Raw genomic sequence first — 25,287 nt, 5'->3', positions numbered from 1 at the left:
AAAACCAATCTGAGTCAGAAGTTAACGCAACCGCGGTATTTCGCCCTGATCATCCGCGTTCTTCGCCGGTTTCAGCGAAAGGCCGGCAAAGTCGAAGAGTCCGGGGTCAAGCAAGTGGGACGGTCGCGCATTGGTCAGCGCACGGAACATCACCTGCCTGCGGCCGGGGCTGTTCTTTTCCCACTGGTCCAGAATCTGTTTGACCTGCTGGCGTTGCAGGCCGTCCTGGCTGCCGCACAGGTCGCAGGGGATGATCGGATAGTTCATCGCCTTGGCGAATTTCTCGCAGTCGGCCTCGGCCACATGGGCCAGCGGGCGATAGACGAACAGGTCGCCTTCTTCGTTCACCAATTTCGGGGGCATGGTCGCCAGACGGCCGCCGTGGAACAGGTTCATGAAGAAGGTTTCCAGGATGTCATCGCGGTGATGCCCCAGCACCACGGCCGAGCACCCTTCCTCGCGCGCGATCCGGTACAGGTTGCCGCGGCGCAGGCGCGAGCACAGCGCGCAATAGGTGCGCCCCTGCGGCACTTTGTCGACCACGATGGAATAGGTGTCCTGATACTCGATCCGGTGCGGCACGCCCATGCGTTCCAGAAACTCGGGCAGCACGGTGGCCGGAAAGCCCGGCTGCCCCTGATCCAGATTGCAGGCCAGTAGGTCCACGGGCAGCAGGCCGCGCCATTTCAGCTCGTACAGAACGGCCAGCAGGGTATAGCTGTCCTTGCCGCCGGACAGGCAGACCAGCCAGCGCGGCGGTTTGCCATCCCTGTCATGGGCCGACGGGTCAACCATGCCGTATTGCTCGATCGCCTCGCGCGTCTGGCGCACGATGCGTTTGCGCAGTTTCTTGAACTCGGTGGTTGAGGGCGCACCGGCAAACAGCGGATGGATATCGTCGGCTTCGTCGAACATGCGCAGCCCCTACCGCAGATACGCCCACCGGGCAAGGCCCGCCTCGCCGGACAGACGGCCCAGCAGGGCGTCGGTATCCAGCCCCGAGACCGATCCGGGTATGCGCCCGCCTTCGCCCAGAACCCGGGTGGCGATGTATCCATCGGCCACCGCACCGGGCGCGTGGCGCAGCAGCAATCCGGCTGTCAGCAGATGCGCGGTGGCCTCGGCGAACCAGCGCGCCTCGGCCTCGGGGGGCAGGGTGGGCCAACGGTCGCGATGCGCCTTCAGAGCGGCGTCATACCGGCGGTCGGCTCCGGTTGCAACGTCCAGTTCGGCCTGCAAGGTCTGCGCGGCCAGCGGGTCGCGCGCAAGGCTGCGCAGGATGTCCAGGCAGATCACGTTACCGGACCCCTCCCAGATGCCGTTCAGGGGCGCTTCGCGATAGAGCATCGGCATCGGCGTGTCCTCGACATAGCCCATGCCGCCCAGCACCTCCATCGCCTCGACCGCCACGACGGGGCAGCGCTTGTTCGACAGGAACTTGGCCAGCGCCACTCCGATCCGGGCAAAGGCGCGGTCTTCGGCGGTGTTCCCGTCGAAGGCGCGGGCCACGCGCAGGCCCAGGGTCAGGGCGCCTTCCCAGTCCAGCACCAGATCGGCCAGCACGGCGCGCATCAGCGGCTGGTCGATCAGGCGGCGCTGAAAGGCGCTGCGGTGGCTGACCCAGTGATGCGCTTCGGACAGGGCTGCGCGCATCAGGCCGGCGGGCGCCATCGCGGTGTCGAGCCGGGTGTGATGCACCATCTCGATGATCGTGCGGACGCCGGCCCCCTCGTCCCCTAGCTGATAGGCCAGCGCGTCATGGAACTCGACCTCGGACGAGGCATTGGCGCGGTTGCCCAGCTTGTCCTTGAGGCGCATCAGGTGGATGGCGTTGCGCTCGCCTTCCAACCAGCGGGGCAGCAGAAAGCAGGTCAGCCCGTCCGGCGCCTGCGCCAGCGTCAGGAACCCGTCGGACATCGGGGCCGAGCAGAACCATTTGTGGCCGCGCAGCCGCCAGGCATCGCCGTCGCGGGTGGCGGTGGTGGTATTGGCGCGCACGTCCGAGCCGCCCTGTTTCTCGGTCATAGCCATGCCCAAGGTCGCCGAGCGTTTTTCCCGGATCGGGCGGGGGGCCGGGTCATAAGTGTCGGCGGTCAGTTTCGGGCGCCAGATTTCGGCCAGTTCGGGGTTGGCGGCCAGCGCCGGCACGGCGGCATAGGTCATGGTCAGCGGGCAGCAATGGCCCGGCTCGACCTGGCTGGCCAGATAGACCATCGCGGCATGGGTGGTGTGACCGCCCGGCGCTCGGTCCCAGGCAAGCGCGGCATAGCCTGCCGACTGGCTCAGATCCATCATGTGATGGTAGGCCGGGTGGAACCGCACCTCGTCCAGACGGCGGCCGCCCCGGTCGAAGAGGCAGAGTTCGGGCGGGTGCAGGTTGGCGTCGCGCCCGGCGTCGCGCGTTTCGGCCCGGCCCAGAGCGGCCCCGTAGGCGGCCAGTGGAGCGGCGCGCGCCCCGGCGCGCGTGGCGCATTCGCGCAGAACCGGATCAGAGGCCCACAGGTCGGTGTCGCCGCGCTCGGGCGGTTGGTTCGTCACCTCATGCGTGGGCAGAGACTGGCGGGCGTTGGATCTGGACATGGGCGCCTCGGACGGTTGTTGCTGAAACCGATGTTCAGCGGCGCACCCCCCTTGGGTCAAGCGTGACGGGGTGTCAGATCAGGGCGCGTCGGGGGTGTCGTCTGGCACCGGGTCATAGCCGTCGCCGCCCCAGGGGTGGCAGCGCCCGATGCGGCGCGCAGCCAGCCATGCGCCCTTGATCGGGCCATGCTTTTCCAGTGCTTCCAACGCATAGGCCGAGCAGGTCGGTTGATAGCGGCAGTTGAACCCCACCCAGGGGCTGAAGATCAGCCGGTAGGCCCGGATGGGCAGTGCGAGGATATGGGCAAGCAGGGTCATTTGCGCGGGCTGTGGATCTTGCGCAGGGCCTGGCGCAGATCGTCCAGCAGGGCGTCAAAGGGGCGGGCGGCGGTCACCTCGGCCCGTCCGATCAAGACGTAGTCCCACCCGTCCCGGCCATGGTCTGGAAGAACGGCGCGGGCCGCCTCGCGCAGGCGGCGCTTGGCCCGGTTGCGGGCTACGGCATTGCCGACCTTTTTCGAGCAGGTGAACCCGACACGAATGCCCTCGGCCTCATCCGGTGCGCGCTTGCGGGCCTGCACCATCATGGAAGGCGTGCCCTGTCGTCGTGCCCGTGCGGCCCTGAGGAAATCGCTGCGCTTGCGCAGTACCGACAGGGCGGGCGCGCAAACGGACGCCGCCGGGGGCATATCCCCGAGGTGGTCAGTGCCATCCACAGGGGCCTCCGGCGGCGTCATGTTCAAAACCTGAAAGGTCGCGCGGTTTATGCGCTCAGCGACTTGCGGCCGCGGGCACGGCGTGCGTTCAGGATCTTGCGGCCGGCCTTGGTGGCCATGCGCGCGCGGAAACCGTGGCGGCGTTTGCGAACCAGGTTCGAAGGCTGATAGGTGCGTTTCATCGCTCCGTCTCCAATCTTTGGCGGTCGGGTGCGGCGCGGATTCGCCTGCCCGTGGTGTTCGAAGCCCGTCCTCTACTGGGAACCGGCGGGCAAGTCAAACCCCATCGCAACGGTTTTCGTGCCTTTTGCAACAATTCTGTCGGGCGACCGGGCAAAAGTTTCAGAATCAGCCCGTGGACGGCGGATTTCTCACATTGAACCGGTGCGTGTTCAACCCGGCGTGAAGACCCTGTTGTACAAAAGGCCAAGCGCGCATCTTGTGGGGCAGATGAAGCATTCGAACCCGGACGACGAAATGACCGAAACCACCCAGGTGCCGCGCAGTGGGGTGGCGCGACACATTCCCTTGCTAGTGATCCTGACGGTTGCCGTCGTCGGTTTCTTTGCGCTGGGCGACTACCTGACCTTTGAAACCCTCCGCGACAATCGCGAGGCGCTGTTGGCCTGGCGCGATGCCAACTACTGGTCGTTGGCGGGCGTTTTCATCATGGTCTATGTCCTGATCGTCACCTTTTCACTGCCCGGTGCGGCCGTAGCCTCGATGACGGGCGGATTCCTGTTCGGGCTGTTCGCGGGCACCGTGTTCAACGTCTTTGCCGCAACCGTGGGGGCCTCGGCGATCTTTCTGGCGGCCCGCTGGGGGTTGGGCGAGGCGTTGACGGCGCGGCTGGAGGCTTCGGAAGGCACCGTCAAACGAATCAAGGATGGGTTGCGCGAGAACGAGATCCCGGTGCTGTTCCTGATGCGGCTGGTGCCGGTGGTGCCGTTCTTCGTCGCCAATCTGGTGCCGGCGCTGGTGGGGGTGAAGTTCCGGAACTTTCTGCTGACCACGGCGCTGGGCATCATTCCGGGCGGCATCGTCTATACCTGGATCGGCGTCGGTCTGGGTGGTGTGTTCGACCGGGGCGAGACGCCGGACCTGTCGCTGCTGACCGAGCCCTTCGTGATCGGCCCGATCCTGGGGCTGTGCGCGCTGGCGGCTCTGCCGATTCTCCTCAAACTCATTCGCGGCCGAAGGGGCCTTTGATCCATGCAAGAACTCAAGACCGACATCCTGGTGATCGGGGCCGGGTCGGGTGGCCTGTCGGTGGCCGCCGGGGCCAGCCAGATGGGCGCCGACGTGATCCTGCTGGAAGGGCACAAGATGGGGGGAGATTGCCTGAACTATGGCTGCGTCCCGTCCAAGGCCCTGCTGGCCAGCGCCAAACTCGCGCATGCGCAGAGCCATGCCGCGCCGTTCGGCGTTGCCGACCACGCGCCACAGGTGGACTATGCCGCCGCCAAAGACCATGTTCGGGACGTGATCGCACAGATCGAGCCCATGGACAGCCAGGAACGGTTCGAGGGGTTCGGCGTGCGCGTCATTCGCGACTGGGGTGTCTTTCTGTCGCCCACGCAGGTTCAGGCCGGCGATTTCGTCATCACCGCCCGCCGCGTGGTGCTGGCCACAGGCTCGTCGCCGCTGGTGCCGCCGATCCCGGGGCTGGATGACGTGCCGTTTGAGACCAACGAAACCATCTTCGACCTGCGCGACAAGCCCGACCACCTGCTGATCATCGGTGGCGGCCCCATCGGCGTGGAGATGGCGCAGGCGCATGTCCGGCTGGGCTGCAAGGTGACGGTGATCGAAGGCGCGCGGGCGCTGGGCAAGGATGACCCCGAGGCAGCCGCAGTGGTGCTGGAGACCCTGCGCGCCGAAGGGGTCGAGATTCTGGAACACGCGATGGTGGCCCGGGTGCGCGGGAAGGCCGGCGCGGTCGAAGTCGTCACCGAGGACGGCGCGGTCCATGCGGGCTCGCACCTGCTGCTGGCGGTGGGGCGCAAGGCCAACATCGACCGCCTGAACCTGCAGGCTGCCGGGATCGACCGGACGCGCACGGGCATCAAGGTGGATGACAGCCTGCGCACCACCAACCGCAGGGTCTACGCGATCGGCGACGTCGCGGGCGGGCTCCAGTTCACCCATGTGGCGGGGTATCACGCCGGGGTCATCATCCGGTCGGCCCTGTTCGGGCTGCCGTCCAAGGCCAAAACGGCGCACATCCCCTGGGCGACCTATACCGACCCCGAACTGGCCCAGGTCGGCCTGACCGAGGCGCAGGCGCGCGACCGCCACGGCGGCAGGGTCGAGATCGTCCGGTTCGACTATGCCCACAACGATCGCGCCGTGGCCGAACGCAAAACGACCGGGTTCATCAAGGTCATGGTCGTCAAGGGGCGCCCGGTGGGGGCCACAATCGTGGGTCATCAGGCCGGCGAACTGATCAACTTGTGGTCTCTGGCGCTGGCCAATAACCTGAAGATGAGCCAGATCGCGGCGATGGTGTCGCCCTATCCCACGATCGGAGAGCTTAACAAACGGGTGGCGGGCGCTTATTTCTCGCCAAGACTGTTTGAGAATCAGATGGTTGAACGGGTGGTCAGGCTGGTCCAGCGCTGGCTCCCCTGATCGGGAAAGGAGCGCCACTTGAACTCGCTGTCGGGTCGTTTCCTGATCTTGACGACGGTCTTCGTGATGTTGGCCGAGGTGCTGATCTTCGTGCCGTCGATCGCGCGCTTCCGCGAGGATTTCCTGCTGAACCGGCTGGAACGCGCCCAGATCGCCTCGCTGGCGCTGCTGGCCGACGACATGCTGGCCGAAGAGCTGGAGGCCGAGCTTCTGGCCAATGCCGGGGTCTACAACGTGGTGCTGCGCCGGGATGAGGTGCGCCAGCTGATGCTGTCCTCGCCCATACCCGGCGAGGTCTCCCGAACCTTTGATCTGCGCCATGCGGGGCCGTGGGTTCTGATCCGCGATGCGATGCTGCGGCTGTTCACCCCCGAAAACGAGATCATCCGCGTGATCGGCCAACCGGTCCGCGACGCCGGCCTGCTGATCGAGGTCACGATGGATACGGCGCCGCTGCGGATGGCGATGATCGACTATGGCCTGCGCATCCTGGGCCTGTCCTTCGTCATCTCGATCATCACCGCGTTTTTTCTGTTTCTCGCCGTGCGGGTGGTGCTGGTGCGCCCGATCAAGAGCGTGGTGGGCTATATGCAGCGCTATGCCCGTGCGCCCGAAGATGCGCGCGGGATCATTTCACCCCAGTCAAAGGTGACCGAACTGCGCGAGGCCGAAGAAGCCCTGCAGATGTTGCAGACCGACCTGACCCATGCCCTGAAACAGCGCGAGAGGCTTGCACAACTTGGTGGTGCGGTGGCCAAGGTCAGCCATGATCTGCGCAACATCCTGACCTCGGCCCAGCTGTTCACCGACCGGCTCGAGGCCAGCGAAGACCCGTTGGTGCGTCGCATGGCGCCCAAGCTGGTCAACTCGATCACCCGGGCGGTGTCGCTGTGCGAAAGCACGCTGGCCTTCGGCCGCGCCGAAGAGCCGGCGCCGACGCTGACCATGGTGCGTTTGCGCGACGTGGCGGCGGACGTGGTCGGCAGCGAGGCGCTGGCGGTGGACGACGCGCGTATCGAGATTCGCAACGAAGTTCCCGAGGACATGGTCCTTCGCGCCGACCCCGAACAGATGTTCCGGGTTCTGATGAACCTCGTGCGCAACGCCCGGCAGGCGCTGGTGGCGTCGGGGCAGCCGGGCCGGATCATCCTGTCCGCGCGCGAGGACGACGATGCCTGGCTCATCGATATCGAAGACACCGGTCCGGGACTGCCGCCCCGCGCGCAGGAGAATCTGTTCACGCCGTTTCAGGGCGGCGTGCGCAAGGGCGGATCGGGGCTGGGGCTGGCGATTTCGCAGGAATTGGTGCGCGGACATGGCGGCGAATTGGTTCTGCGCCGCACCGGACCGGATGGCACGGCCTTTGAAATAAGGCTTCCGCGCGGCGATACGGGTTTTTGAAAAATTTTTGCAGAATCGGGTTGCACGTCTCGGGCGGCGGGTCTAAATACCGCCTCACCAACGCGGACCGATAGCTCAGCTGGATAGAGTACTTGACTACGAATCAAGGGGTCGGGGGTTCGAATCCTCCTCGGTCCGCCACAAACTATTCGCGAACCCGAGATAAGGCCCCACTGTGGGCCTTTTTTCTTTTTGTTTCAAAGGGGTTTAGCGAGGCCATCCGACTTTCGGAGACTGGCGTTTCCGCCGAAATCGGTCTCTGAACGCCCCGCGTCTCTTTCCATCCGCCCTTCATCCAAATCGAGACGGATTCAAAAAGCTACGCCTTTTCAGTATTTTGGCAAAATTGCACTACGCCGCAGTTGCAAGAGGTTTGTCTGCTTTCGGTGCGGACAGAGACACCCGAAGGCGGCGTGGTTGTGCGCGACGGCGCGAATGGTTGGGTGAGATGGGTCGTCCTATGGGCGGGCGGCGATCCTACCGGCACAGCGGCCACCACATCCCAGACCGGTCATTCGCTGCAGCTTGCAGCAACAACTGAGATGCGGACGAAGCAGCCATAACCTCCTGGCACGGCAAGACGTTTGCATACCGACGCCATCTAGGCTTTACCCGTTCCCAAGCAGGCGCGCCGCTGTCACTGGCAATTTTTTGTGCCATTGATACATTGAGGGATGGCTGTCAAAATAGGTTCTATAATCCATTCGATTGGGTCTGCAATAAGTGCCGTCGCTTCAAATTTGGGGCGACTTCTGTGGCGTCCGGCAATGACTGTTTGGCGCACCTGCAGCGAAAGCAGATAAGTATTACCCCTCAGCTGACGGCGTCAGACACACAAATAGCATGACACCCAATTGAGCTTGCAACTATTCGCGCATTGATGGCAATCTTTGTGTTTCAACAATTGGGCTTTGAGTTTGAAACCATCATATTTAAACCGCTTTCTGAACGTGCTGCTTTTGGGGGGCTTTGTGATTTCCTTAGCGTTCACGACTTGGAACATCGTTCAATTTTCTAGAAGTTGGTCCGGCAGTCTACTTATCGACCTGAGTGAGGCAGAGCTCTCGAGAGCGTTAGCTCGGCTTGCCGTCAATGGAACATCATCCGGTCAAATTGAGAAGAAACTAGCAGAAGCTCTAGACGCGGTTCCAAGAGACTGGGTCGTCATTGACAGCCTTGAAGAAATTGCTTCAACCCGTGGTGATAGCCTGTCGCCGCAACTTGCTCAGAAACTGGAAACGGCGAGAGCAGAGGATCATTCACTACAACAACAGGCATTGAGCTGCGCAAAATGTGCATGGGACGTGGCCCTATGCGATGGGTTGGATATCTTGACCTGCAGGCTTCCCATCGAACTGACATCAGTTGGCGACCTGCAAGGGGTTTGGCAGGCGGGGGACGCCTACATTCGTGGCGAGGAAATAGACAAAGTGGACGCTACATTGTCCGTCGTGGGGTTGGGGGCCACCGCAATGACAGTTGCAAGCCTGGGCGCTGGTTCGCCCGCCACGTTACCGGTCAAAGTGGGCGCAAGCACAATCAAATTGGTACGTAATGCTGGAAAGTTGCCGCTCTGGATGCAGCGTGAACTGCTGACTGCCGCTACCAAAGGGATCAACTGGAAAATGCTTTCTCAGGTTCGGTCCATTGGCGGTTTAAAGATGGCTATTAGTGGACCAGCGCTACAGCCAGCGATTGACTCGGCAAAGCACGTCGGTTCAACGTTATCACAGGCCGGGCCTGCTCAAACCGTTTACATTCTTGAAAATACAAGCAACGCACTTGAGTTGCGCAAGATAGCTTCCGTTTCAAAAACCTATAAAAATCAAACGGTCGGTTACTTGAAGGTTGTAGGCAAAAGCAAGCTGGTGCGCGCCACAATGAGATACAGCGACGAAGTCTATGGAATGGTAGTTGGCCTTATTGGCGTTGTGACTTCACTTGCGCTCTCTTTCGTGACAGGTGGCCTTAATGTCGCGCGACGGCGACTGAGGCGCGTATTGAGCGCAAGCAACAAAAGTTAGCTATCGCGTTCACTGAGCTTTAGGCAACTGGATGTCAGCGGCGCAGGAGAGGACGCTATGAGCCCTTTTGATCTCGGCACATCCCTCGCCCCTTCAAGCAGCCCTACAGCGCAGCGAACGGCTCCTTTCCGCCCATCGCGACGGATGCTGCTTGCGTCACCAACGTGTACTTTGGGCCCTCACCCGGCATTTGCTGCAGAATGCACGAACGTCCGCTCCATCTAAAACAGGCCCGGGTCATGCTTCTTTGAGGGCGAGGCATCATCGATCAATCGAACACGCGCTCAAACTGTGCCCCCCAAGCCTCTCCAGCCAGAAAACACAGATCGTACAGGCTGACTGCCGACACCTCCCGCCCGCAGGTCAGCCGCTTGAGTACCTCCGGCGCGAGGTATGCCAGTCGCAACTGGCGGCTGACATGGCGCTCAGCCAAACCGACGGCTTCAGCCAGTTCCTGGATTGTGGCGAATTCACCTGCATCCATGCGCCGCCGCCATCCCCATGCGCGGCCGATAGCGCGCAGAACATGCGGGTCTTGGGTCTGGTCATCGCTCGGCCGATAGTCAGAGGGCGGTAGGATTTTGGGCCGCCCGTTCTTCTTGCGGACCGTCAACGGGATCAGTACGCGGATCGTGTTATCAGGCTTGGTCATTCCGCAGCCTCCAGATTGCGCGGCGCGACCATCTCGCGGATGACGCCCGCAATCCCCTCGCGGCGAATGTCGACCTCAAGCCCTGCGGCAGTGACGGTTACACGCCGCACCAGCAGCTGGATGATGCGGGCCTGTTCAGCGGGGAAGAGTTGCGACCACAGAGCGCTGAATTCCTGCAGGGCTGCGACGGCATCCGCCTCCGATGCCGCGCCGCCGTCGCGTTTCAGGGCGGCCAGCACCTGCGTGACAACCTCTGGCGTTTGCAGGATGCGTCGAACTTCGGTCACGACCGCATCCTCGACCATTCCGGCGGCGAGCCGCATTGGGGCGGTTTCTTCACCTGTCTCGCGGTTCCGGATCACGTCCATCGACACATAGTAGCGATAAAGTTTCGCGCCCTTCTTCGTGCTGGTCGGCGTCATGGCTGCGCCGGTGTCGCTGAAGATCAACCCTTTCAGGAGTGCGGGTGTCCGCGACCGGCTGTTGTTGGCACGTTTGCGAGGGCTTTCCTTGAGGATTGCGTGGACTTGATCCCAGAGTGCCTCGTCGATGATGGCGTCATGCTCGCCGGGGTAGGCCTTACCCTTGTGGACGGCCTCACCGCGATAAACACGGTTGTTCAGGAGCCGGTAGAGGTAGCCCTTGTCGATCAGCGTTCCCTGCTTATTGCGGAAGCCGTCGCGGCGAAGTTCGCGGGCCAAAACCGTGGCGGAGCCAAGTTCGACAAACCGCTCGAAAATGCGTCGGACCGATGCGGCCTCGGCGTCGTTCACCAGCAGCTTGCGATCCTGCACATCATAGCCGAGGGGCACGTAGCCTCCCATCCAGATCCCGCGCTTGCGCGATGCTGCCACCTTGTCGCGGATGCGCTCACCAATGACCTCACGTTCAAACTGGGCGAAACTGAGCAGGATGTTCAGCGTCAGCCGCCCCATCGAGGTTGTGGTGTTGAACGACTGCGTGACCGACACGAAGGTGACGCCGTTGCGGTCGAAGACCTCGACCAATTTGGAAAAGTCCATCAGTGAGCGCGACAGTCGGTCGATCTTGTAGACCACGACCACGTCGATCAGCCCATCGTCGATGTCTGTCAGCAACTGCTTCAAGCCGGGGCGCTCCAGATTGCCGCCAGAAAATCCACCATCGTCATAGCGGTCGCGGGTGGCCACCCATCCCTCGGACTTCTGACTGGCGATATAGGCCTCACAGGCCTCTCGCTGCGCGTCGAGGGTGTTGAACTCCATGTCGAGCCCTTCTTCGGTCGACTTACGCGTGTAGATGGCGCAGCGCAGACGACGGTTGGGGCGGGTGTTAATGTCCATCATGCTTCCTCCTGCTTGCGTTCACGCAGCCCGAAAAAGCGATACCCATTCCAGCGCGTTCCGGTGATGGCGCGGGCCACGGCCGAGAGTGATTTGTATTTACGGCCTTGCCAGTCAAAGCCGTCCTTCAGCACTGTGACGGTATGCTCGGCGCCGTCCCATTCGCGCAGGAGTTTCGTTCCGGCCACAGGATTGCGGGGATCGGCGATCTGATGTTTGCGGCGGGCATGGCCTTCAACCTCGTCTGCCAGCAGATCCAGCATGCGGCGGGTTTCCCGATCTGGGCCGCCGTAAGTTAGCTCCTGGATCCGATATGCGATCCGAAGTTCAAGAAATGCCCGGCTATTGTTTGGTGCCGAGGTGCCGATAAGTTTTTCCCATTGGGCTTTGAGTTCCTTGACCGACATCGCCTTCAGGGCGGCCATGCGCGACAGTACCGTCTGGTCCAGGTTTGGATCGCTACCTGGTAATGCTGGGGTTATCTTATTGTGATGCTTCATCAATTCCTCCGATGCGGATACGTTTTGCACGACGACCACCGCTCTTTCGGGGCGAGAAGTCCACGAAACTGTCTCCGTTCTCAGAAGATAAATCGCTGGACTGTTCGGCGTTCAGCCGAACCACAGCTGCAGCGAGGATGCGGCCAATTTCTTCGAGGCGCGCGTCTGCTGACATGCGCTCAGGACATAGTGGATTGGGACCCGAAATCGGGCCTGATGTGTTCTTGGGCATGGCGACTTTTCGCGATTGAGATGATGGCCAGAAGGTATCTCAAGATACAGAAAAGACAAGTAAATCAATGCTTTGAGGACAGCTGCGACTTGCGCGTAAAGCCGCGTATCTCTGCGTAATGAATATACGAGTACGCGGAGTGCCGATCGTTGCCGCTGAGCCGAATCAGCCTGTCCGTCCATCCATGAATTTGTCGAACGTATCGACGGTCTGCTCTTCTTCCAGCTCGGCCATCTCCCATCGGGATGGAGCACGGTCAGGATAAAGCAGCAGCGAGATCGTCATCTGGTCGTTGCGGGGCGAGAATACCGTCATTTCATGGACGGGTTCAGATCCCAACCAGACACCTGCCGGGTGAAGGTGACCATGGCGACCAGTATCCCAGTCCACCTCCTGCGCGGCCAAGGAGGCGGCTGGCATCTCGGTCACGGTTTGCCGCGCCCTGTAGAATACGCCAGATTTCAGCAAAGGCTCGCTGGACCATGCCCAGTCGATGAACCCCTCCTTGCCAACCACGATCATCGCCCGCTTGTCGGTGATGGTCATCCATTTCAGGATCGCCGCCGTGAGCGACACGGCATAGCGGTCGGCCAAATCAGTCATCACATCGATATCAATGACGCGACCCTTGATCTGCTCACGGAAATCGTCGAGCGGCATCAACAGGTAGGAGGCAAAAGTATTGGCCTCACCTTCGATCTTGTTCCGGCCCTCATCCCAGTCAGCCATATTGCGGTTGCTACACTCAAGGCCGTTGGGGTTGGTCTGCCGGTGCAGCAGGTAGTGGCCCAGCTCATGGGCCAGCGTGAAGTTCCGCCGCCCCGGCGAACGGATGGTCTCATTGTAAATGATACCCCACTCACCGGAACCGTTGGGGTGCGGCATCAACATGCCTTCGACGCCCTTGGACAGGTCCAACCCGCCGACCATGGTGATCGGTGCGTCCGGAAACACCTGTCGTGAGAAATCCTGCGCCAGCGCGGCCACATCGATTGGAAACCGCGGTAGCCCATGCGCTGCCTGATGCAGCGACAGGATCTGCGTAAGGCGGATTGCCCAACCCTGTGGCGTCGTGGGCAGGCTCAATCCTTCTTTCCCCACATATCGATCATCTGAGTGATCTTAGCTTGGTCGTCCGGGGCGAGCTTGCTGAATTTGCGGAAGAAGGCCTCCTTCAGAACCGCGTCTCCGGGCTCTTCGCTTTCATCCAGCAGATAATCGGTGGTGACCTCGAGGGCCTGAGCGATCCGGGTCAATTTTTCTCCCGACGGCTTTCGTGCGTCGCGGTTTTCCAATTCCCAAATGTAGCTCTTGCTCGAGTCGGTCAATTCCGCGAGCTTATCGAGGGAGTATCCCTTCTCCTGGCGATGGCGCTTGATCTTGGCGCCGAGGGACGTGGTCATAGTATCATCCTTGTTTTCCTTGGTTGTAGGAAGCTTGTTCGGTATGCCGAACAAAATCGTTTCGCGCAAGTAGACTTGGCGGTTTGTTCGGTGTATATCGAACATCATCGTATCGCTTTGCGCCGATTCCTTCATCCTCCTCGCCAGAAAGGGCTACTATGACTGCTATCGCCTCCTTCCTTCGCAAGACCCCCGTCACACGGTTGCATGACTATTTTACCGGCTCCGGGTTCACATCCCTTCCACCGGTCGATTGGACCAAGCCCGAGGCGGAGCTCGTCGAGCCGCTGATCAAAGCTGTCGACGACATGGACGACCGTGAAAAACAACGCGTTGTCATGAATGCCAGTCAGGTCGCTGCTCTCGCAGACGAACCGGGCCAGAATGCGCTGCAGAATGTCGTCATCAACCGGCAGGTGTTCGACACACTGGAGGGGGCTAACAATCGTTCGCTGTGGGTGTTTCTGAATGAACCAGACCAGTTTCGTAAGGCGGAAGAGGTCCGCTACAACGATGAAAGGCGCCGGGGCCGGTCATGGAGCGGATTTGAGGTGGAAAAGGACCGCGTGGTCCGCCGGGATGCTGCATCGGTAGCTGACTTCACCAAGGCAATCCGCGCGCGTTTCGACACGCCGCATGTCCATGTCGATGTTTTCGACCGGCACCGCGTCATCCTCGATGATCAGGAATGCGATCTCGTTCAGGTCGCTGTCTATCGTGAAGGGCGGCCGGAGGACATGCTTGGGTTTGACGCGAACAGCACATTGTCCCGCCGCATCGTGAAGCCGGTTTTTGAGGCTGCGCTGACTTACGAGGCGGATACCGGCGTCATAGAGGTGGTGGCCAATACAATTGCAGACCGGAGGGATCTCACTGCCTACATGGCGCGGGACCTGCTTGGGATCGATTTCGAAGAAAAGCATATACCGCTGCGGGAATACGACCTCAGCATGTTGCTGAAACCCTTTGACTTCCCGACTGACGTTGATGACGGCATCGCGGACGTCACCGTGAAAGAATTGCGTCTTATGGAGGTTGGCCAGCCTAACGAAAGGATCATCCTCGAATCCATGTCGGGCGCCGATCGCACTGTGTGGGAAATGGCAGAAGAAACGATCGGGCTCGACATTGGCAGTTCTGGGCATGTCCTGTCCGTTGCATCTGAAGCGCCTGAATGGATCGTCACGCGCGCGCGGTTCACGATCAAGTTTCAGCCCGGCCCGAGCGGCGGGCGGGGCAAATCGTTGACGCTGACGGTGACCATGCCACATGGCTGCAATTTGAAGGACATGACCCCGCATGAGCGCCTGATCGGCGACAAGTATCTGCGCTGTTGGGGCATTCTGACCGACAGCTCCGACATCGGTGACCTCATTGTCTAAGCGGGCGGTCGATATGCTGCTGCAGGTCATGGAGACCCGCGCTGCCAAGGTGCAGGCATCGGTCCTGCGGCAAGTTTCACCTCGGGCAACGGATCAGTTGCTCGAGGCCAAGCTTATGGTCGCGTCCGGACATATCCCGGTCGTCACCGCGATGGATAACTTCGAAGACGAGCCTATCCCAGCAGAGTGGTGCGCCGAGCGCAGGCAGTACGGCTACCACAACAGCATCGGTCGGTGGGTTGCGGTCGATGCCGAGGAGATCGCAGCTCTTGCAGTTGATTACCCGCTGCTCTTCGCGAAGATGTTGGTAGATTTCGAGCGCGTTGCCCCGGCGCGCCCGATCTCGTTGATCGATAGTGTCGCCTGGGACATTGGCACCATCCAGCTCAAGGGGGCGAAATTCCCCGTGCCGGTCTGGTTTGCACGTCGGCTTTTAGATCCTACGGTGTGGAAAAAGGTTGGTGCTCTGTTGGAACGCAGGCCGCCTGACGAGGTCCGTGTCATTCTGACGTCCACGCCGGGCGATCGCCTTCCTGTTGCTGCGAGTAAGAAGAACATCATCATCAGTGTGACCGATGTGGCCAAAGCACCTGGAAAGCTGGCCATCTCACCGCAGGCCGTCGGCGCAAGGGTCTTCCCGGGCGAGGCGCAGCATCGGTTCCCGATTGATCATTCTGAAGATTGCGGGATCGTCTGGTACCGGGGCGAAACTCTCACCTTCCGCGGGGACAAACAGCGTCGGTTCTTGGAAATTCTGTTTTCGGCCTATTGGTCAAAGTCAAAAGTCCTGCGTCTTGCCACTGTTCTGGAAGAGGCTGGCTATGGTGGTCAGGTTAACACACTGAAAAAAGCTTTTGGCCGCGATATCGACAAATGGCGTTTCGTCAAGGTCGAGAACGGAAACTGCTGGATCGATCCCTGATCCTGCCCAACGTTTTTCTATGAAAAGGCCGTCCTTCGGGGCGGCTTTTTTCATTTTAAGGCATCTAACTTCGCTGCCTCCCAGTTTGCCTCCCGGTTGCCTCCACGGTGCCTCCCAGCCCCTCGGTCATGGTGATCCCGCAAGTGTTCGCAAAAACCACAAGGAGGTTCACATGGCGCTAAGACACCTTTCCCAGATCGAGCTGGCGGCTCGCTGGAACATTTCACATCGCACGCTGGAGCGTTGGCGGTGGACGGGCGAAGGCCCGAAATTCATCAAGCTCGGTGGCCGGGTCATTTACCGGCTCGAAGACGTTGAGGCTTTCGAGGTTGAGCAAATCCGCGGCTCGGACCACGAGCCCCACCGCCCAATGTCGGCATAAGGGGTACCGATATGACAATTTCTAACCACATCACACTGGCCGATATCCACCGCATGCCGGTCGGCCAAATCGCGGCACTGCCCGCTGATCAGCTGGCAATGCTGCGGGATGCGGCTGATCAGCAGCTCACCCAGGCCAAGACGGTCTCGGATTGGCTCGATGGTGCCATCTCACTGAAATACGCCGAGCGTGCTGCCGAATGCCGGTCTGAGGCAGGCAAGGACACCGGCACGATCCGCTTCGAAGATGGTGGCGTCACAGTGATTTCGGACCTGACCAAACGGATCGATTGGGATCAGGCGCAACTCGCCCAGATCGCAGAAAACATCGCCTCGGCTGGCGAAGACCCGGCCGAGTTCATCGAGACCACGTTGAAGGTGTCAGAGCGCAAATACACGGCGCTGCCAGAAAGCTGGCGCAAAGGTTTTGAGCCTGCGCGTACGGTCCGGACCGGCAAGCCCAAGTTCCGCTTGGTGCTGAGCGAGGAGGTGCGCTGATGGCTATTTCTCTCGCATCTCTGCGCACCAGTTCGGTGCTCCAGCCGCCGCGCATCCTGATCCACGGGGTTGCCGGAGTGGGTAAATCCACTTTTGCCGCTGACGCGGGCGCGCCGGTGTTCATCATGACCGAGGATGGGCTTGGCAAACTGCAGGTCCCGCATTTTCCGTTGGCGACCAGCTATGCCGAAGTTGCACAAGCGCTCGACGCCTTGCTGGAGGAAGATCACGATTACGGCACGGTCGTCGTTGACAGCGTCGACTGGCTTGAGCCGCTGATCTGGGCTGAGGCGTGCAAACGCAATGGTTGGCAGTCGATCGAAACCCCGGGCTTTGGCAAGGGCTTCGCAGAAGCCCTGACCATTTGGCGGGAATATCTCGATAAGCTGAATGCGCTGCGCGACCGCAAAGGCATGGTGGTCATCCAGATTGCCCATACCGACATCAAGCGTTTCGACAGCCCAGAGCATGAGCCTTACGACCGGTATGTGATCAAGCTGCAGACCCGCGCCTCGGCGCTGCTGCAGGAGCATTCTGATGTGGTGCTCTTTGCCAACTATCAGATCTCGGTCGCCAAATCCGATGTCGGCTTCAACAAGAAGGTGACCCGGGCGCTCGGGTCCGGCGCGCGCGTGATGCACACCGAGGAGCGTCCCGCCTTCCTTGCCAAAAACCGTTACGGCCTGCCGGACACTTTGCCGCTTTCGTGGTCAGAGTTCCTCGCAGCCATGCCCCAATCCCAATGATTGCCTTGAAAGGATACGACCATGGCACGTTTTGACACGTCCTTTGACGCTACCAGCGTTGAACCCACCACCCCCTATGAGCTTCTGCCCGCAGGTAAATACCGCGCCCAGATTGTCGAGAGCGAGATGCGCGTGACCCGCAACGGCATGGGTCAGTTTCTCTGGTTGATGCTGGATATTTTGGATGGCCAGCATAAGGGCCGGAAGATCTTTGATCAGCTGAACCTCGTGAACCCGAACCCCACCACGGTCGAGATTGCACAGCGGACGCTGTCGGCCATCTGTCATGCGACGGGCCGGATGCATGTCAGCGACAGTGAGGAGCTGCACCTGATCCCGATGACGATCCAGGTGAAGATCAAGCCCCCGAAGAACGGCTACGGCGAGAGTAACGCCATCGCCTATCTGCCGCCTGAAGGTGAGGGTGCCATGGCTGCAAAGCCTGCTGCAACCTCGTCAGCGCCGCCGACAACGCATGCCGCTTCCGCCCCGCCCAAGATGGCCTCCGCGCCCTGGAACAAGAAGGGCTGATCAATCGCGCTGCTCCGCATCCCTGACTGACGGGGCAGCGCCCAACCCCATCTAAGGATATTCCCATGACTGACCTGCATAACGCGGCCCCTCGGGCCGTGATCAGCCTCGGCTTGCCTGATGACCAGCGCCGGTTGATCGAACTCGACGACGATATTGCCAAGATCCGCACGCAGATTGCGACTGCTGATCTGGCGCGCCAACGGGGGCAAAAGCCCATCGACCCTGATTGGTTCCACCGGGCAAGGACCGCGCTGCGCCACCTGTGCCGTGAACGGGCAGAATTGCTTGCCAAAGGTACCGGCCGTCGTCGCCGTGAAAAGCTGAAGGACGCGCTGATTGGTGTCCTGCGCGAGCGCCACGACCCGGAAACTTGGAGCGGCATTCTGGCCGAGGCCCAAGCCCGTAGCGAACGGGAGGGCTTGTGATGGCTGATCTTCCCGCACCACCCACGCCAACGCTGACGTCGATCTACGCCGATTATGAGGCCCGTCAGGGCGATGGCTTCCGTGACCATCTCGGCGCATCCATCATCGGTAAATCTTGCGCACGCGCGCTCTGGTATGATTTCCGCTGGGTGACGCCGTCACGCTTTTCCGGTCGTCTGCTGCGTCTGTTTGAGACCGGCCAGCTGGAAGAGGACCGTATGGTGCGCAACCTGCGCGCTACAGGGGCCACTGTTTTGGAACTAGACCCCGAAACAGGACGGCAAATCCGCGTGGAGGCCCATGGCGGTCATTTCGGTGGTTCGCTTGATGGTGTCGCCCTCGGTCTGCTTGAGGCGCCAAAAACCTGGCATGTGCTGGAGTTCAAAACACATGGCGTAAAAAGCTTTGCCGATTTGACCGCAAAAGGCGTGGTGCTGTCAAAGCCGCAGCATGCCGCGCAGATGCAGATCTACATGCACCTGACCGGTATCACTCGGGCACTTTACATGGCGGTCTGCAAGAACACGGATGCGCTGCATATCGAACGGGTTGAGGCCGATCCTGCCATGGCAGAACGCCTTCTGGAAAAGGCTGGCCGGGTTATCTTCGCTCAGCACCCGCCTGCGCGTATCAGCGAAGATCCGGCTTGGTTTGAATGTCGTTTTTGCGATCACCATGCTGCCTGTCATGAGGGTGGCGCTGCCGCTGTGACCTGTCGTTCCTGTCTGCATGCGACGCCTGTCGATGGTGGATGGCACTGCGCGCGGCACGACAGAATGCTGGCTCCACCCGAGCAGCGCGCCGCCTGCGGCAAACATCTCTTCATCCCCGATCTCGTGCCGGGTGAGGTCATCGATGCGGGGGAGGATATCGTCACCTACCGCATGGCTGATGGCTCCTCCTGGTCAAATGACGCCCGTGTCACGGAGGCCGCGCCATGCTGACCCTGCGCCCATACCAAAACGCTGCGATCTCTTCGATCTACAGCTATTTTAAGACCAACAAGGGCAACCCTCTGGTTGTCATTCCAACAGCCGGCGGCAAGTCGCTCGTCATGGCGTCCTTTATCGAAGGAGTGCTGAAGGCGTGGCCGGATCAGCGCATCCTGATCGTGACCCATGTGCGCGAGTTGATCGCCCAGAACCATGCTGAGATGATCGGGCTTTGGCCAGAGGCACCGGCGGGCATCTATTCGGCGGGCTTGGGCAAGCGCGAGGCGCAGGCCCGTGTTTTGTTTGCAGGCATCCAATCCATCCATCGCCGCGCCCATGAAATCGGCCACACCGATCTGGTGTTGATTGATGAGGCCCATCTGATCCCGGGCAATTCCAGCACAATGTACCGGCGCTTTCTGGACGCGCTGCAGGCAATCAATCCTGCGCTGAAGGTGATTGGCCTCACCGCCACACCGTTTCGCACTGGCAGCGGCATGCTGCATGAGGGCAAGGACGCACTCTTCACTGACATTGCCTATGAGGCGCCGGTGCGCGAGCTGATTGACGCAGGGTTTCTGAGCCCACTGATCTCGAAACAGCCCAATACGCGGCTCGACGTCTCAAAGGTCGGTACCCGTGCGGGTGACTTCATTGCCCGTGATCTGGCAGCCGCAGTCGATCAGGACGCGACGACGCGTGCGGCCGTTACCGAGATCATCACCCATGGAAAAGACCGCAAATCCTGGCTGGCGTTCTGCTCAGGTGTGGATCACGCACGCCATGTGGCCGAAGAGTTCGCGCGTCAAGGTATCACGTGCCGCACGATCTTCGGGGACACGCCAAAGGAGGAGCGCGATGCCATCATCGCGGCCTTCAAGCGCAGTGAAATCCGCGCACTGGCCTCAATGGGGGTGCTGACGACCGGGTTCAACGCGCCTGGCGTCGATCTGATCGCGCTCCTGCGCCCGACCAAATCAGCGGGGCTCTATGTCCAAATGGTGGGCCGCGGCACGCGGCTGGCTCCGGACAAGGAAAACTGTCTGGTTCTCGACTTTGCGGGCAATGTCCGCCGCCACGGGCCAATTGATCTTGTTCGCCCGAAACGTCCGGGCGATGGCGGGGGTGGTGAGGCGCCCACAAAGGTCTGCCCCGAGTGCGACAGCATCCTAGCGCTCTCGGCGACGGAGTGCCCGGACTGCGGTTATGTCTTCCCGGCACGTGAGGTGAAGATCGCCCCCACAGCGGCCACGCTTCCGGTTTTGTCGCCAAAAGTCCAATGGCTGCCGGTCCATGGTGTGTCTTATAGCCGTCATGACAAGCGCGGTGGGCTGCCCTCACTGAAGGTCACCTATAGCTGCGGGCTCAAGTCCTACAACGAATGGGTCTGTGTCGCGCATCAGGGTTATGCGCGCCAGAAGGCGCTCGAGTGGTGGCGCAAGCGCGCGCCGGGCTGCCCGATGCCGCGCAATGTCGACGATGCCATTGCGCAGGCGGGGCAACTCGTCCGGCCCAATGCTATCTCAGTGCGCCCGTCTGGCCGCTTTCTCGAAATCTCCGGCTACAGGTTTGATTCATGCGCCACATCCACTCCGGCCTCTGCGCCGTCTGCCACCGGGAACCTCGCGGGTTTGGCTGGTTCAACCCGATATTCACCGTCTCGGACAAGCGGCGGGACCAAAGCCGTAAACGCCTCTGTTCTCGCACCTGCCAGGACATCTGTCACAGGAGGACAGGTATGATCGATCCCACCCCAAATGAAATGCAGGCCATGAGCGTTGGCGGCCAATATGGTGGCGAATACCTTGAGAGTATCGGCAAATCTGATCTCGCCACCCTGACTGAGACCGAGTGGGACCGCTTCCTTGATGCGGTCATCACCGGATATTGTGATCAACTGCGCGCGCTGGCAGGGCAAGACCGCACACGGCTTGACGCCATGACCCCGGAGGTGCCGTTCTGATGGCTGAAACATCTTATATGGCGCGGTTCGGCGCACGGCTGGTCACTAATGGCTATGGCATCCTGCCGATCGGCCCAGGCACAAAAAAACCCGGCCAGTTCAAGCGTGGAGCATGGGCGGATTATCCGGAATGGAACCGGCACACTGAGCGCCCAACCACGGAGGTGGAGGTGACGACATGGGCGACCTGGCCCGAGTGTGGCATCGGGCTTGTTGGCGGCGCGGTTGCGGCGGTCGATATTGACGTCGTTGAGGATGCGGAACTGGCGCTCCAGATCGAGCAATTGGCGCGTGAACGGTTGGGGGATACGCCAGCGCTGCGCATCGGTAAGGCGCCAAAGCGGATGCTGATCTATGGCACAGAAACCCCTTTCCGGGGCATTAAACGCCATCCGCTGGAGGTGCTTTGTCTGGGTCAGCAGTTCGTGGCTTACGCCAACCACCCGGACACGTGCGCGCCCTACGCGTGGCCAGAGGAGGGGCTGGCTGATCTCGATATCACGGAGCTGCCTGAAATCACCGCAGAGATGGCACGCGCCTTTCTTGATGAGGCCTATGCGCTGTTGCCCAAACAGTTGCGCCAACGCGGCCTTGCGACTGGATCACCGGGCACGGAGCACCTGCAAGCCCATAGCCAGATGGGAACATTGCCGGCCATTGAGGCCGCGCTGAAATGGCTGCCGAATGCAGAGTTGGATTATGACAGCTGGGTGCGGATTGGTATGGCGCTGAAGGGCGCGCTTGGAGAGGCTGGGGGCGATATTTTTGCTGACTGGTCAGCGCAGGCCGCCAAGGATGTGCCCGCGGCGACCGCTAAGGCCTGGGCCAGTTTCAAACCCGACCGGATTGGCGCCGGCACGATCTATCATCTTGCGATGGAGCGCGGCTGGCAACCTGATGCATCACTGCGCTTTGATGGATCGACGGCCCGCGATGAACAGCATCCTGCGGCGGGGCTGTTGTCCAAGCTGGGAGAGCAGTCCGAGGGTGCTGAGGAACCTTCCGCCACCTCGCCATTCACGCTGGTCATGCCGGATGGATTGGTGGGGGATCTGACCGATTACATGCTGTCGACGGCCCGGCGTCCTCAGCCGTTGTTATCGCTTGGGGCCAGCCTCTGTGCGATTGGTGCGCTCATGGGGCGGCAGTATCGCACCGAGAGCAACCTGCGCTCGAACCTTTATGTCGTGGGCATTGCGGATAGCGGATCAGGTAAGAACCACGCCCGCGAAATCATCAACGAGGTCTTGTTCGAGGCGGGGCTGGCCCATCATCTTGGGGGCAACAAGATCGCCTCCGGGGCGGGGCTTTTGACCGCGCTGCACCGCCAGCCTGCGATCCTGTTCCAGATCGATGAGTTTGGTATGTTCTTGGCAGCGGCGGCCGACCGGCGGCGCAGTCCACGCCACATCACCGAAATCCTCGACAATATGACCGAGCTTTATACGGCTGCGGGCGGGATTTTCCTGGGTGCGGAATATGCCAACCGTGATGGCTCAAATGAGCGGCGGGATATCAACCAGCCCTGCCTGAGTGTCTATGGCACCACGACGCCTTTGCACTTCTGGGGCGCATTGCAGGGCGCAAACGTCGTCGACGGCTCGCTCGCGCGTTTCCTGATCCTGCCGAGTGATGAGGATTATCCGGATGAGAACATCGCTGTGGGCATGCGCCAGGCGGATCCCGCGCTGATCGCTGGGTTGCAAAGCGTGGCCTCCGGGGGTGGGCACCAGAAAGGCAATCTTGCGGGCAAGACGGCCGATCAGAACACTGCTGTGAACCCGACTATCGTGCCCATGACCGAGGAGGCACGGGCCCGGTTTCGACTGCTCAGCGCAGAGCTGACGGGGGAGTTGCGCGCAGCAAGTGGAACAGCCTTCACTGCGATCCTGGCCCGAATTGGGGAGAACGCATTGAAACTGGCGCTGATTGTCGCGGTCGGGCGCGATCCGGTACACCCCAGAATTGACCTGTCGGCAGCAGACTGGGCGATCGATTTTGTGCGCCATTATGCGCGGCGGACCATGGAGGCTGTTGAACGCCATGTCGCGGACACCGAGACGGAAGCGCATCTCAAGCGGTTGAAGGAGATCATTCGAGCGGCAGGTGCGAAAGGCATCGCCAAATCCGAAATCACGCGCGCCTCGCAATGGCTCAAGTCGCGTGACCGTGATGAGATCCTGCTGACCTTGATCGAAAGCGGGGATGTCACGACGGGCATGCGCGGCTCATCGACCAAGCAGGCCATGGTGTACAGGTTAGCCAAGTGGCATGGGCCATGGCGAGATACTTCAGGGCGCAAAATTAGTCAGAAGGAACCTTGATAATGCATAAGGCATTAGAATTTTTGGAAAAAGTGAGATCCCTCACGTCCTTCAATCTTTCAAGAGGATACCTATTCCCCTCGCGTGTACGCGCGCGTTATTAAAAAAGAGTGACCTACCTTATGTAATATATAATAATTGAAAAATTATATAATACGCATGTTGGTCAACGGGTTAGGTGGAGCAAATCTTCATTTGACCCAATTTGAAACCTAGAACAATCCGCCGGGCGGCTTCGTCGCCCTGCGCCTCACCTGACCAGATCACCCTTCGGGGCCTGGCGAGACCGCAGCCTTCACCGGCCAGCCATCTCGCCTTGCTCATCAAATCGAAGAGGAGGTCTGCATGACCCAACCCACACAAACCCCGCGCTGCATCCTTGCGCTCGATCTGGGCACCACCACCGGCTGGGCCATCCGTGGCTTTGACGGCCTGATCACCAGCGGGACAGCGTCGTTCAAACCCGGCCGCTACGATGGCGGTGGTATGCGCTATTTGCGGTTCACCAACTGGCTAACGGAACTCGATCGGCGGTCTGGACCGATTGCCACGATCTGGTTCGAGGAAGTCCGTCGTCATGCCGGTACTGACGCCGCCCATGTCTATGGAGGCCTGCTGGCGTCACTGACAAGCTGGGGCGAGCTGAGGGGCATTCCCTATGCGGGCGTGCCGGTGGGCACCATCAAGCGTCACGCCACCGGCAAGGGCAACGCCAACAAGGACGCCATGATCGCCGCCGCCCAGGCGCGCGGGTTCAACCCCGCTGATGACAATGAGGCAGATGCTATCGCCATCCTGCATTGGGCCATTGAGACCCGGGGAGGTGTGGCATGAGGTTTACCCCCAAAGGCTATGGCGGACACCGCCGTGATCCCGATCAGGTCAAACGGGACGGTTGGCACGAACAGGGCTTGCTGGCTGTCAGCGTCGACGACCAACGCCTGACCTGGCCGGAACGTGAACTGGTCGAGCAATTAGGCACAAAACTCTATGGGCCACGCCCCGCTGGGGAGGTGCGCCATGCGTGAGAAAAAGACATGGACCGCCGACGATGTTGCGGATCATTTCGAAGAAGCGTTCCGCACGCTCCGCAAGCTGCCACCGGTCAAAGCCAAGGGGTACTTCAACGCCTGGCCTGACATCGCGCGGACCAGCCGCGAGATCGCAGCAATGGAGCCGCAACCCATGCGCGTCTGGCCGTCGGCGGCGTCGATCACACGGCTCGAGCAGACTTTCGATTGGGTGCTTTGGATTGAAGAGGCTGAGCGCAAGCTGATCTGGTCGCGGGCGGCGCGTGTGCCCTGGAAGCAGCTTAGCGGTGAACTTGGCGTTGACCGCACGACGGCATGGCGCAAGCACAAGCTTGCCCTGACCAAGATCGCGTCGCGCCTGAATGTGTGAATGAGTCCAATGTGTTGCAACACTTTTGTGTTCGACACATGCAACAGTTTCGTGCTATCCGTAGGGCATAATGGGGAGAGTACGTTGGAAGACGGCTCTCCCCGTTTTTGTTGGTGGATACTCCGCTGGCTCCTGGCGTCCAACCAGGGGTCCAGCTGGCATCCAGCGCGCTAACCCTCTGAATTCGCGGGTCCTTCCTGGCCCCAAACGTATACGGGGGGGCTTGGCGCGCAATATCGCTAGCGACAGGGCCCGTTTTTTGGGAAGCCACCCCAGCGGGTATCCACCCGCGATCTGACAAAAACCACAATTAAACAA

General features: G+C 60.9%; 29 protein-coding genes and 1 tRNA gene. 19 read left to right on the top strand and 11 right to left on the bottom strand.

The annotated features are described in order from the left end of the window. Positions 1 to 21: 21 nt before the first annotated feature. The 5 genes from ttcA to rpmH form a co-directional block, all read right to left on the bottom strand. On the bottom strand, positions 22 to 915 hold the full coding sequence (gene ttcA, locus F3H26_RS05580; protein ID WP_149775066.1) for a tRNA 2-thiocytidine(32) synthetase TtcA: 894 nt from the start codon (positions 913 to 915) through the stop codon (positions 22 to 24). Positions 916 to 924: 9 nt separating this feature from the next. After that, the gene (locus tag F3H26_RS05575; protein WP_149775065.1) at positions 925 to 2,580 is read right to left on the bottom strand and encodes an acyl-CoA dehydrogenase family protein; all 1,656 of its coding nucleotides are present in this window, start codon (positions 2,578 to 2,580) and stop codon (positions 925 to 927) included. A 78-nt stretch (positions 2,581 to 2,658) separates the two neighbouring features. Then, positions 2,659 to 2,898 (bottom strand): membrane protein insertion efficiency factor YidD, encoded by a 240-nt coding sequence (yidD, locus tag F3H26_RS05570; RefSeq protein ID WP_149775064.1) that lies wholly within the window; start codon positions 2,896 to 2,898, stop codon positions 2,659 to 2,661. Continuing rightward, entirely contained in the window at positions 2,895 to 3,317 is a 423-nt protein-coding gene (gene rnpA, locus F3H26_RS05565) for a ribonuclease P protein component (RefSeq protein WP_149775063.1), read from the bottom strand. The genes yidD and rnpA overlap by 4 nt, the downstream gene beginning before the upstream one ends. Before the next feature lie 26 nt (positions 3,318 to 3,343). Beyond that, positions 3,344 to 3,478 (bottom strand): 50S ribosomal protein L34, encoded by a 135-nt coding sequence (gene rpmH, locus F3H26_RS05560; RefSeq protein ID WP_005980833.1) that lies wholly within the window; start codon positions 3,476 to 3,478, stop codon positions 3,344 to 3,346. A 295-nt stretch (positions 3,479 to 3,773) separates the two neighbouring features. On the opposite strand from rpmH, the gene F3H26_RS05555 reads away from it, so the two are divergent. The 5 genes from F3H26_RS05555 (at position 3,774) to F3H26_RS05535 (ending at position 9,352) form a co-directional block, all read left to right on the top strand. Next, positions 3,774 to 4,505 carry a TVP38/TMEM64 family protein gene (locus F3H26_RS05555; RefSeq protein WP_149775062.1) on the top strand — a complete coding sequence of 244 codons (732 nt, stop codon included), beginning with the start codon at positions 3,774 to 3,776 and terminating at the stop codon, positions 4,503 to 4,505. A 3-nt stretch (positions 4,506 to 4,508) separates the two neighbouring features. Then, a complete protein-coding gene (locus F3H26_RS05550) occupies positions 4,509 to 5,927 on the top strand; it encodes a dihydrolipoyl dehydrogenase family protein (RefSeq protein ID WP_149775061.1) in 1,419 nt (472 codons plus the stop codon). Between the two features lie 18 nt (positions 5,928 to 5,945). Beyond that, a complete protein-coding gene (locus tag F3H26_RS05545) occupies positions 5,946 to 7,328 on the top strand; it encodes a sensor histidine kinase (protein WP_149775060.1) in 1,383 nt (460 codons plus the stop codon). Positions 7,329 to 7,392: 64 nt separating this feature from the next. Next, positions 7,393 to 7,469, top strand: a tRNA-Arg gene (locus F3H26_RS05540). Positions 7,470 to 8,239: 770 nt separating this feature from the next. After that, positions 8,240 to 9,352 carry a hypothetical protein gene (locus F3H26_RS05535; RefSeq protein WP_188127703.1) on the top strand — a complete coding sequence of 371 codons (1,113 nt, stop codon included), beginning with the start codon at positions 8,240 to 8,242 and terminating at the stop codon, positions 9,350 to 9,352. A 268-nt stretch (positions 9,353 to 9,620) separates the two neighbouring features. Here F3H26_RS05535 and F3H26_RS05530 read toward each other — a convergent pair whose 3' ends face one another. The 6 genes from F3H26_RS05530 to F3H26_RS05505 form a co-directional block, all read right to left on the bottom strand. Next, positions 9,621 to 10,004: a hypothetical protein gene (locus F3H26_RS05530; RefSeq protein ID WP_149775058.1), complete on the bottom strand. Its 384-nt coding sequence runs from the start codon at positions 10,002 to 10,004 to the stop codon at positions 9,621 to 9,623. Beyond that, complete coding sequence (locus tag F3H26_RS05525) at positions 10,001 to 11,329, bottom strand: recombinase family protein (RefSeq protein ID WP_223162439.1); 1,329 nt, start codon at positions 11,327 to 11,329, stop codon at positions 10,001 to 10,003. The genes F3H26_RS05530 and F3H26_RS05525 overlap by 4 nt, the downstream gene beginning before the upstream one ends. Then, entirely contained in the window at positions 11,326 to 11,751 is a 426-nt protein-coding gene (locus tag F3H26_RS05520; RefSeq protein ID WP_223162445.1) for a DUF2924 domain-containing protein, read from the bottom strand. Before F3H26_RS05520 ends, F3H26_RS05525 begins: the two co-directional genes overlap by 4 nt. A 58-nt stretch (positions 11,752 to 11,809) precedes the next feature. Then, a complete protein-coding gene (locus tag F3H26_RS05515; protein WP_149775056.1) occupies positions 11,810 to 12,058 on the bottom strand; it encodes a hypothetical protein in 249 nt (82 codons plus the stop codon). Positions 12,059 to 12,223: 165 nt separating this feature from the next. Further along, positions 12,224 to 13,144: an ImmA/IrrE family metallo-endopeptidase gene (locus F3H26_RS05510; RefSeq protein ID WP_149775055.1), complete on the bottom strand. Its 921-nt coding sequence runs from the start codon at positions 13,142 to 13,144 to the stop codon at positions 12,224 to 12,226. Further along, positions 13,141 to 13,596: a helix-turn-helix domain-containing protein gene (locus F3H26_RS05505; protein WP_223162438.1), complete on the bottom strand. Its 456-nt coding sequence runs from the start codon at positions 13,594 to 13,596 to the stop codon at positions 13,141 to 13,143. The genes F3H26_RS05510 and F3H26_RS05505 overlap by 4 nt, the downstream gene beginning before the upstream one ends. Positions 13,597 to 13,619: 23 nt before the next feature. On the opposite strand from F3H26_RS05505, the gene F3H26_RS20095 reads away from it, so the two are divergent. The 14 genes from F3H26_RS20095 (at position 13,620) to F3H26_RS05435 (ending at position 24,969) form a co-directional block, all read left to right on the top strand. Next, entirely contained in the window at positions 13,620 to 14,843 is a 1,224-nt protein-coding gene (locus F3H26_RS20095) for a hypothetical protein (protein ID WP_149775054.1), read from the top strand. Between the two features lie 13 nt (positions 14,844 to 14,856). After that, positions 14,857 to 15,765, top strand: a complete 909-nt coding sequence (locus F3H26_RS05495) for a hypothetical protein (RefSeq protein WP_149775053.1) — start codon at positions 14,857 to 14,859, stop codon at positions 15,763 to 15,765. 172 nt (positions 15,766 to 15,937) lie between these two features. After that, positions 15,938 to 16,147, top strand: a complete 210-nt coding sequence (locus tag F3H26_RS05490; protein WP_027261246.1) for a helix-turn-helix transcriptional regulator — start codon at positions 15,938 to 15,940, stop codon at positions 16,145 to 16,147. An 11-nt stretch (positions 16,148 to 16,158) separates the two neighbouring features. Next, positions 16,159 to 16,644, top strand: a complete 486-nt coding sequence (locus tag F3H26_RS05485; RefSeq protein WP_149775052.1) for a hypothetical protein — start codon at positions 16,159 to 16,161, stop codon at positions 16,642 to 16,644. Then, on the top strand, positions 16,644 to 17,390 hold the full coding sequence (locus F3H26_RS05480) for an ATP-binding protein (RefSeq protein WP_149775051.1): 747 nt from the start codon (positions 16,644 to 16,646) through the stop codon (positions 17,388 to 17,390). Before F3H26_RS05485 ends, F3H26_RS05480 begins: the two co-directional genes overlap by 1 nt. A 21-nt stretch (positions 17,391 to 17,411) precedes the next feature. Further along, the gene (locus F3H26_RS05475; protein ID WP_149775050.1) at positions 17,412 to 17,921 is read left to right on the top strand and encodes a DUF669 domain-containing protein; all 510 of its coding nucleotides are present in this window, start codon (positions 17,412 to 17,414) and stop codon (positions 17,919 to 17,921) included. A 65-nt stretch (positions 17,922 to 17,986) separates the two neighbouring features. Next, positions 17,987 to 18,349 carry a hypothetical protein gene (locus F3H26_RS05470; protein ID WP_223162437.1) on the top strand — a complete coding sequence of 121 codons (363 nt, stop codon included), beginning with the start codon at positions 17,987 to 17,989 and terminating at the stop codon, positions 18,347 to 18,349. Further along, positions 18,349 to 19,293 carry a PDDEXK family nuclease gene (locus F3H26_RS05465; RefSeq protein WP_149775049.1) on the top strand — a complete coding sequence of 315 codons (945 nt, stop codon included), beginning with the start codon at positions 18,349 to 18,351 and terminating at the stop codon, positions 19,291 to 19,293. Before F3H26_RS05470 ends, F3H26_RS05465 begins: the two co-directional genes overlap by 1 nt. Continuing rightward, positions 19,287 to 21,023, top strand: a complete 1,737-nt coding sequence (locus tag F3H26_RS05460) for a DEAD/DEAH box helicase (protein ID WP_149775048.1) — start codon at positions 19,287 to 19,289, stop codon at positions 21,021 to 21,023. Before F3H26_RS05465 ends, F3H26_RS05460 begins: the two co-directional genes overlap by 7 nt. Then, complete coding sequence (locus F3H26_RS05455) at positions 21,020 to 21,244, top strand: DUF6511 domain-containing protein (protein ID WP_058243102.1); 225 nt, start codon at positions 21,020 to 21,022, stop codon at positions 21,242 to 21,244. The genes F3H26_RS05460 and F3H26_RS05455 overlap by 4 nt, the downstream gene beginning before the upstream one ends. Beyond that, a complete protein-coding gene (locus tag F3H26_RS05450) occupies positions 21,244 to 23,568 on the top strand; it encodes a DUF3987 domain-containing protein (protein ID WP_149775047.1) in 2,325 nt (774 codons plus the stop codon). The genes F3H26_RS05455 and F3H26_RS05450 overlap by 1 nt, the downstream gene beginning before the upstream one ends. 345 nt (positions 23,569 to 23,913) lie before the next feature. Then, complete coding sequence (locus F3H26_RS05445; protein WP_149775046.1) at positions 23,914 to 24,402, top strand: crossover junction endodeoxyribonuclease RuvC; 489 nt, start codon at positions 23,914 to 23,916, stop codon at positions 24,400 to 24,402. After that, positions 24,399 to 24,596 carry a hypothetical protein gene (locus F3H26_RS05440; protein WP_149775045.1) on the top strand — a complete coding sequence of 66 codons (198 nt, stop codon included), beginning with the start codon at positions 24,399 to 24,401 and terminating at the stop codon, positions 24,594 to 24,596. Before F3H26_RS05445 ends, F3H26_RS05440 begins: the two co-directional genes overlap by 4 nt. After that, complete coding sequence (locus F3H26_RS05435) at positions 24,589 to 24,969, top strand: DUF6362 family protein (protein WP_149775044.1); 381 nt, start codon at positions 24,589 to 24,591, stop codon at positions 24,967 to 24,969. The genes F3H26_RS05440 and F3H26_RS05435 overlap by 8 nt, the downstream gene beginning before the upstream one ends. Positions 24,970 to 25,287: the final 318 nt, after the last annotated feature.

The organism is Ruegeria intermedia, assembly GCF_900129345.1.
GTDB lineage: Bacteria > Pseudomonadota > Alphaproteobacteria > Rhodobacterales > Rhodobacteraceae > Ruegeria > Ruegeria intermedia.
This window is presented reverse-complemented; position numbering and strand designations above follow the sequence as displayed.

What these genes read in the sequence shown, in the direction of transcription:
- F3H26_RS05470 (WP_223162437.1), top strand. Translation starts at nt 17,987, where the DNA reads ATGACTGACCTGCATAACGCGGCCCCTCGGGCCGTGATCAGCCTCGGC.
- F3H26_RS05530 (WP_149775058.1), bottom strand. Translation starts at nt 10,004, where the DNA reads ATGACCAAGCCTGATAACACGATCCGCGTACTGATCCCGTTGACGGTC.
- rpmH (WP_005980833.1), bottom strand. Translation starts at nt 3,478, where the DNA reads ATGAAACGCACCTATCAGCCTTCGAACCTGGTTCGCAAACGCCGCCAC.
- F3H26_RS05575 (WP_149775065.1), bottom strand. Translation starts at nt 2,580, where the DNA reads ATGTCCAGATCCAACGCCCGCCAGTCTCTGCCCACGCATGAGGTGACG.
- F3H26_RS05445 (WP_149775046.1), top strand. Translation starts at nt 23,914, where the DNA reads ATGACCCAACCCACACAAACCCCGCGCTGCATCCTTGCGCTCGATCTG.
- yidD (WP_149775064.1), bottom strand. Translation starts at nt 2,898, where the DNA reads ATGACCCTGCTTGCCCATATCCTCGCACTGCCCATCCGGGCCTACCGG.
- F3H26_RS05480 (WP_149775051.1), top strand. Translation starts at nt 16,644, where the DNA reads ATGGCTATTTCTCTCGCATCTCTGCGCACCAGTTCGGTGCTCCAGCCG.
- F3H26_RS05520 (WP_223162445.1), bottom strand. Translation starts at nt 11,751, where the DNA reads ATGGCCGCCCTGAAGGCGATGTCGGTCAAGGAACTCAAAGCCCAATGG.
- F3H26_RS05460 (WP_149775048.1), top strand. Translation starts at nt 19,287, where the DNA reads ATGCTGACCCTGCGCCCATACCAAAACGCTGCGATCTCTTCGATCTAC.
- F3H26_RS20095 (WP_149775054.1), top strand. Translation starts at nt 13,620, where the DNA reads ATGACTGCTATCGCCTCCTTCCTTCGCAAGACCCCCGTCACACGGTTG.
- F3H26_RS05505 (WP_223162438.1), bottom strand. Translation starts at nt 13,596, where the DNA reads ATGAAGGAATCGGCGCAAAGCGATACGATGATGTTCGATATACACCGA.
- F3H26_RS05550 (WP_149775061.1), top strand. Translation starts at nt 4,509, where the DNA reads ATGCAAGAACTCAAGACCGACATCCTGGTGATCGGGGCCGGGTCGGGT.
- F3H26_RS05440 (WP_149775045.1), top strand. Translation starts at nt 24,399, where the DNA reads ATGAGGTTTACCCCCAAAGGCTATGGCGGACACCGCCGTGATCCCGAT.
- F3H26_RS05450 (WP_149775047.1), top strand. Translation starts at nt 21,244, where the DNA reads ATGGCTGAAACATCTTATATGGCGCGGTTCGGCGCACGGCTGGTCACT.
- F3H26_RS05495 (WP_149775053.1), top strand. Translation starts at nt 14,857, where the DNA reads ATGCTGCTGCAGGTCATGGAGACCCGCGCTGCCAAGGTGCAGGCATCG.
- F3H26_RS05455 (WP_058243102.1), top strand. Translation starts at nt 21,020, where the DNA reads ATGATCGATCCCACCCCAAATGAAATGCAGGCCATGAGCGTTGGCGGC.
- F3H26_RS05465 (WP_149775049.1), top strand. Translation starts at nt 18,349, where the DNA reads ATGGCTGATCTTCCCGCACCACCCACGCCAACGCTGACGTCGATCTAC.
- F3H26_RS05515 (WP_149775056.1), bottom strand. Translation starts at nt 12,058, where the DNA reads ATGCCCAAGAACACATCAGGCCCGATTTCGGGTCCCAATCCACTATGT.
- F3H26_RS05555 (WP_149775062.1), top strand. Translation starts at nt 3,774, where the DNA reads ATGACCGAAACCACCCAGGTGCCGCGCAGTGGGGTGGCGCGACACATT.
- F3H26_RS05490 (WP_027261246.1), top strand. Translation starts at nt 15,938, where the DNA reads ATGGCGCTAAGACACCTTTCCCAGATCGAGCTGGCGGCTCGCTGGAAC.
- F3H26_RS05475 (WP_149775050.1), top strand. Translation starts at nt 17,412, where the DNA reads ATGGCACGTTTTGACACGTCCTTTGACGCTACCAGCGTTGAACCCACC.
- rnpA (WP_149775063.1), bottom strand. Translation starts at nt 3,317, where the DNA reads ATGACGCCGCCGGAGGCCCCTGTGGATGGCACTGACCACCTCGGGGAT.
- F3H26_RS05525 (WP_223162439.1), bottom strand. Translation starts at nt 11,329, where the DNA reads ATGATGGACATTAACACCCGCCCCAACCGTCGTCTGCGCTGCGCCATC.
- ttcA (WP_149775066.1), bottom strand. Translation starts at nt 915, where the DNA reads ATGTTCGACGAAGCCGACGATATCCATCCGCTGTTTGCCGGTGCGCCC.
- F3H26_RS05435 (WP_149775044.1), top strand. Translation starts at nt 24,589, where the DNA reads ATGCGTGAGAAAAAGACATGGACCGCCGACGATGTTGCGGATCATTTC.
- F3H26_RS05485 (WP_149775052.1), top strand. Translation starts at nt 16,159, where the DNA reads ATGACAATTTCTAACCACATCACACTGGCCGATATCCACCGCATGCCG.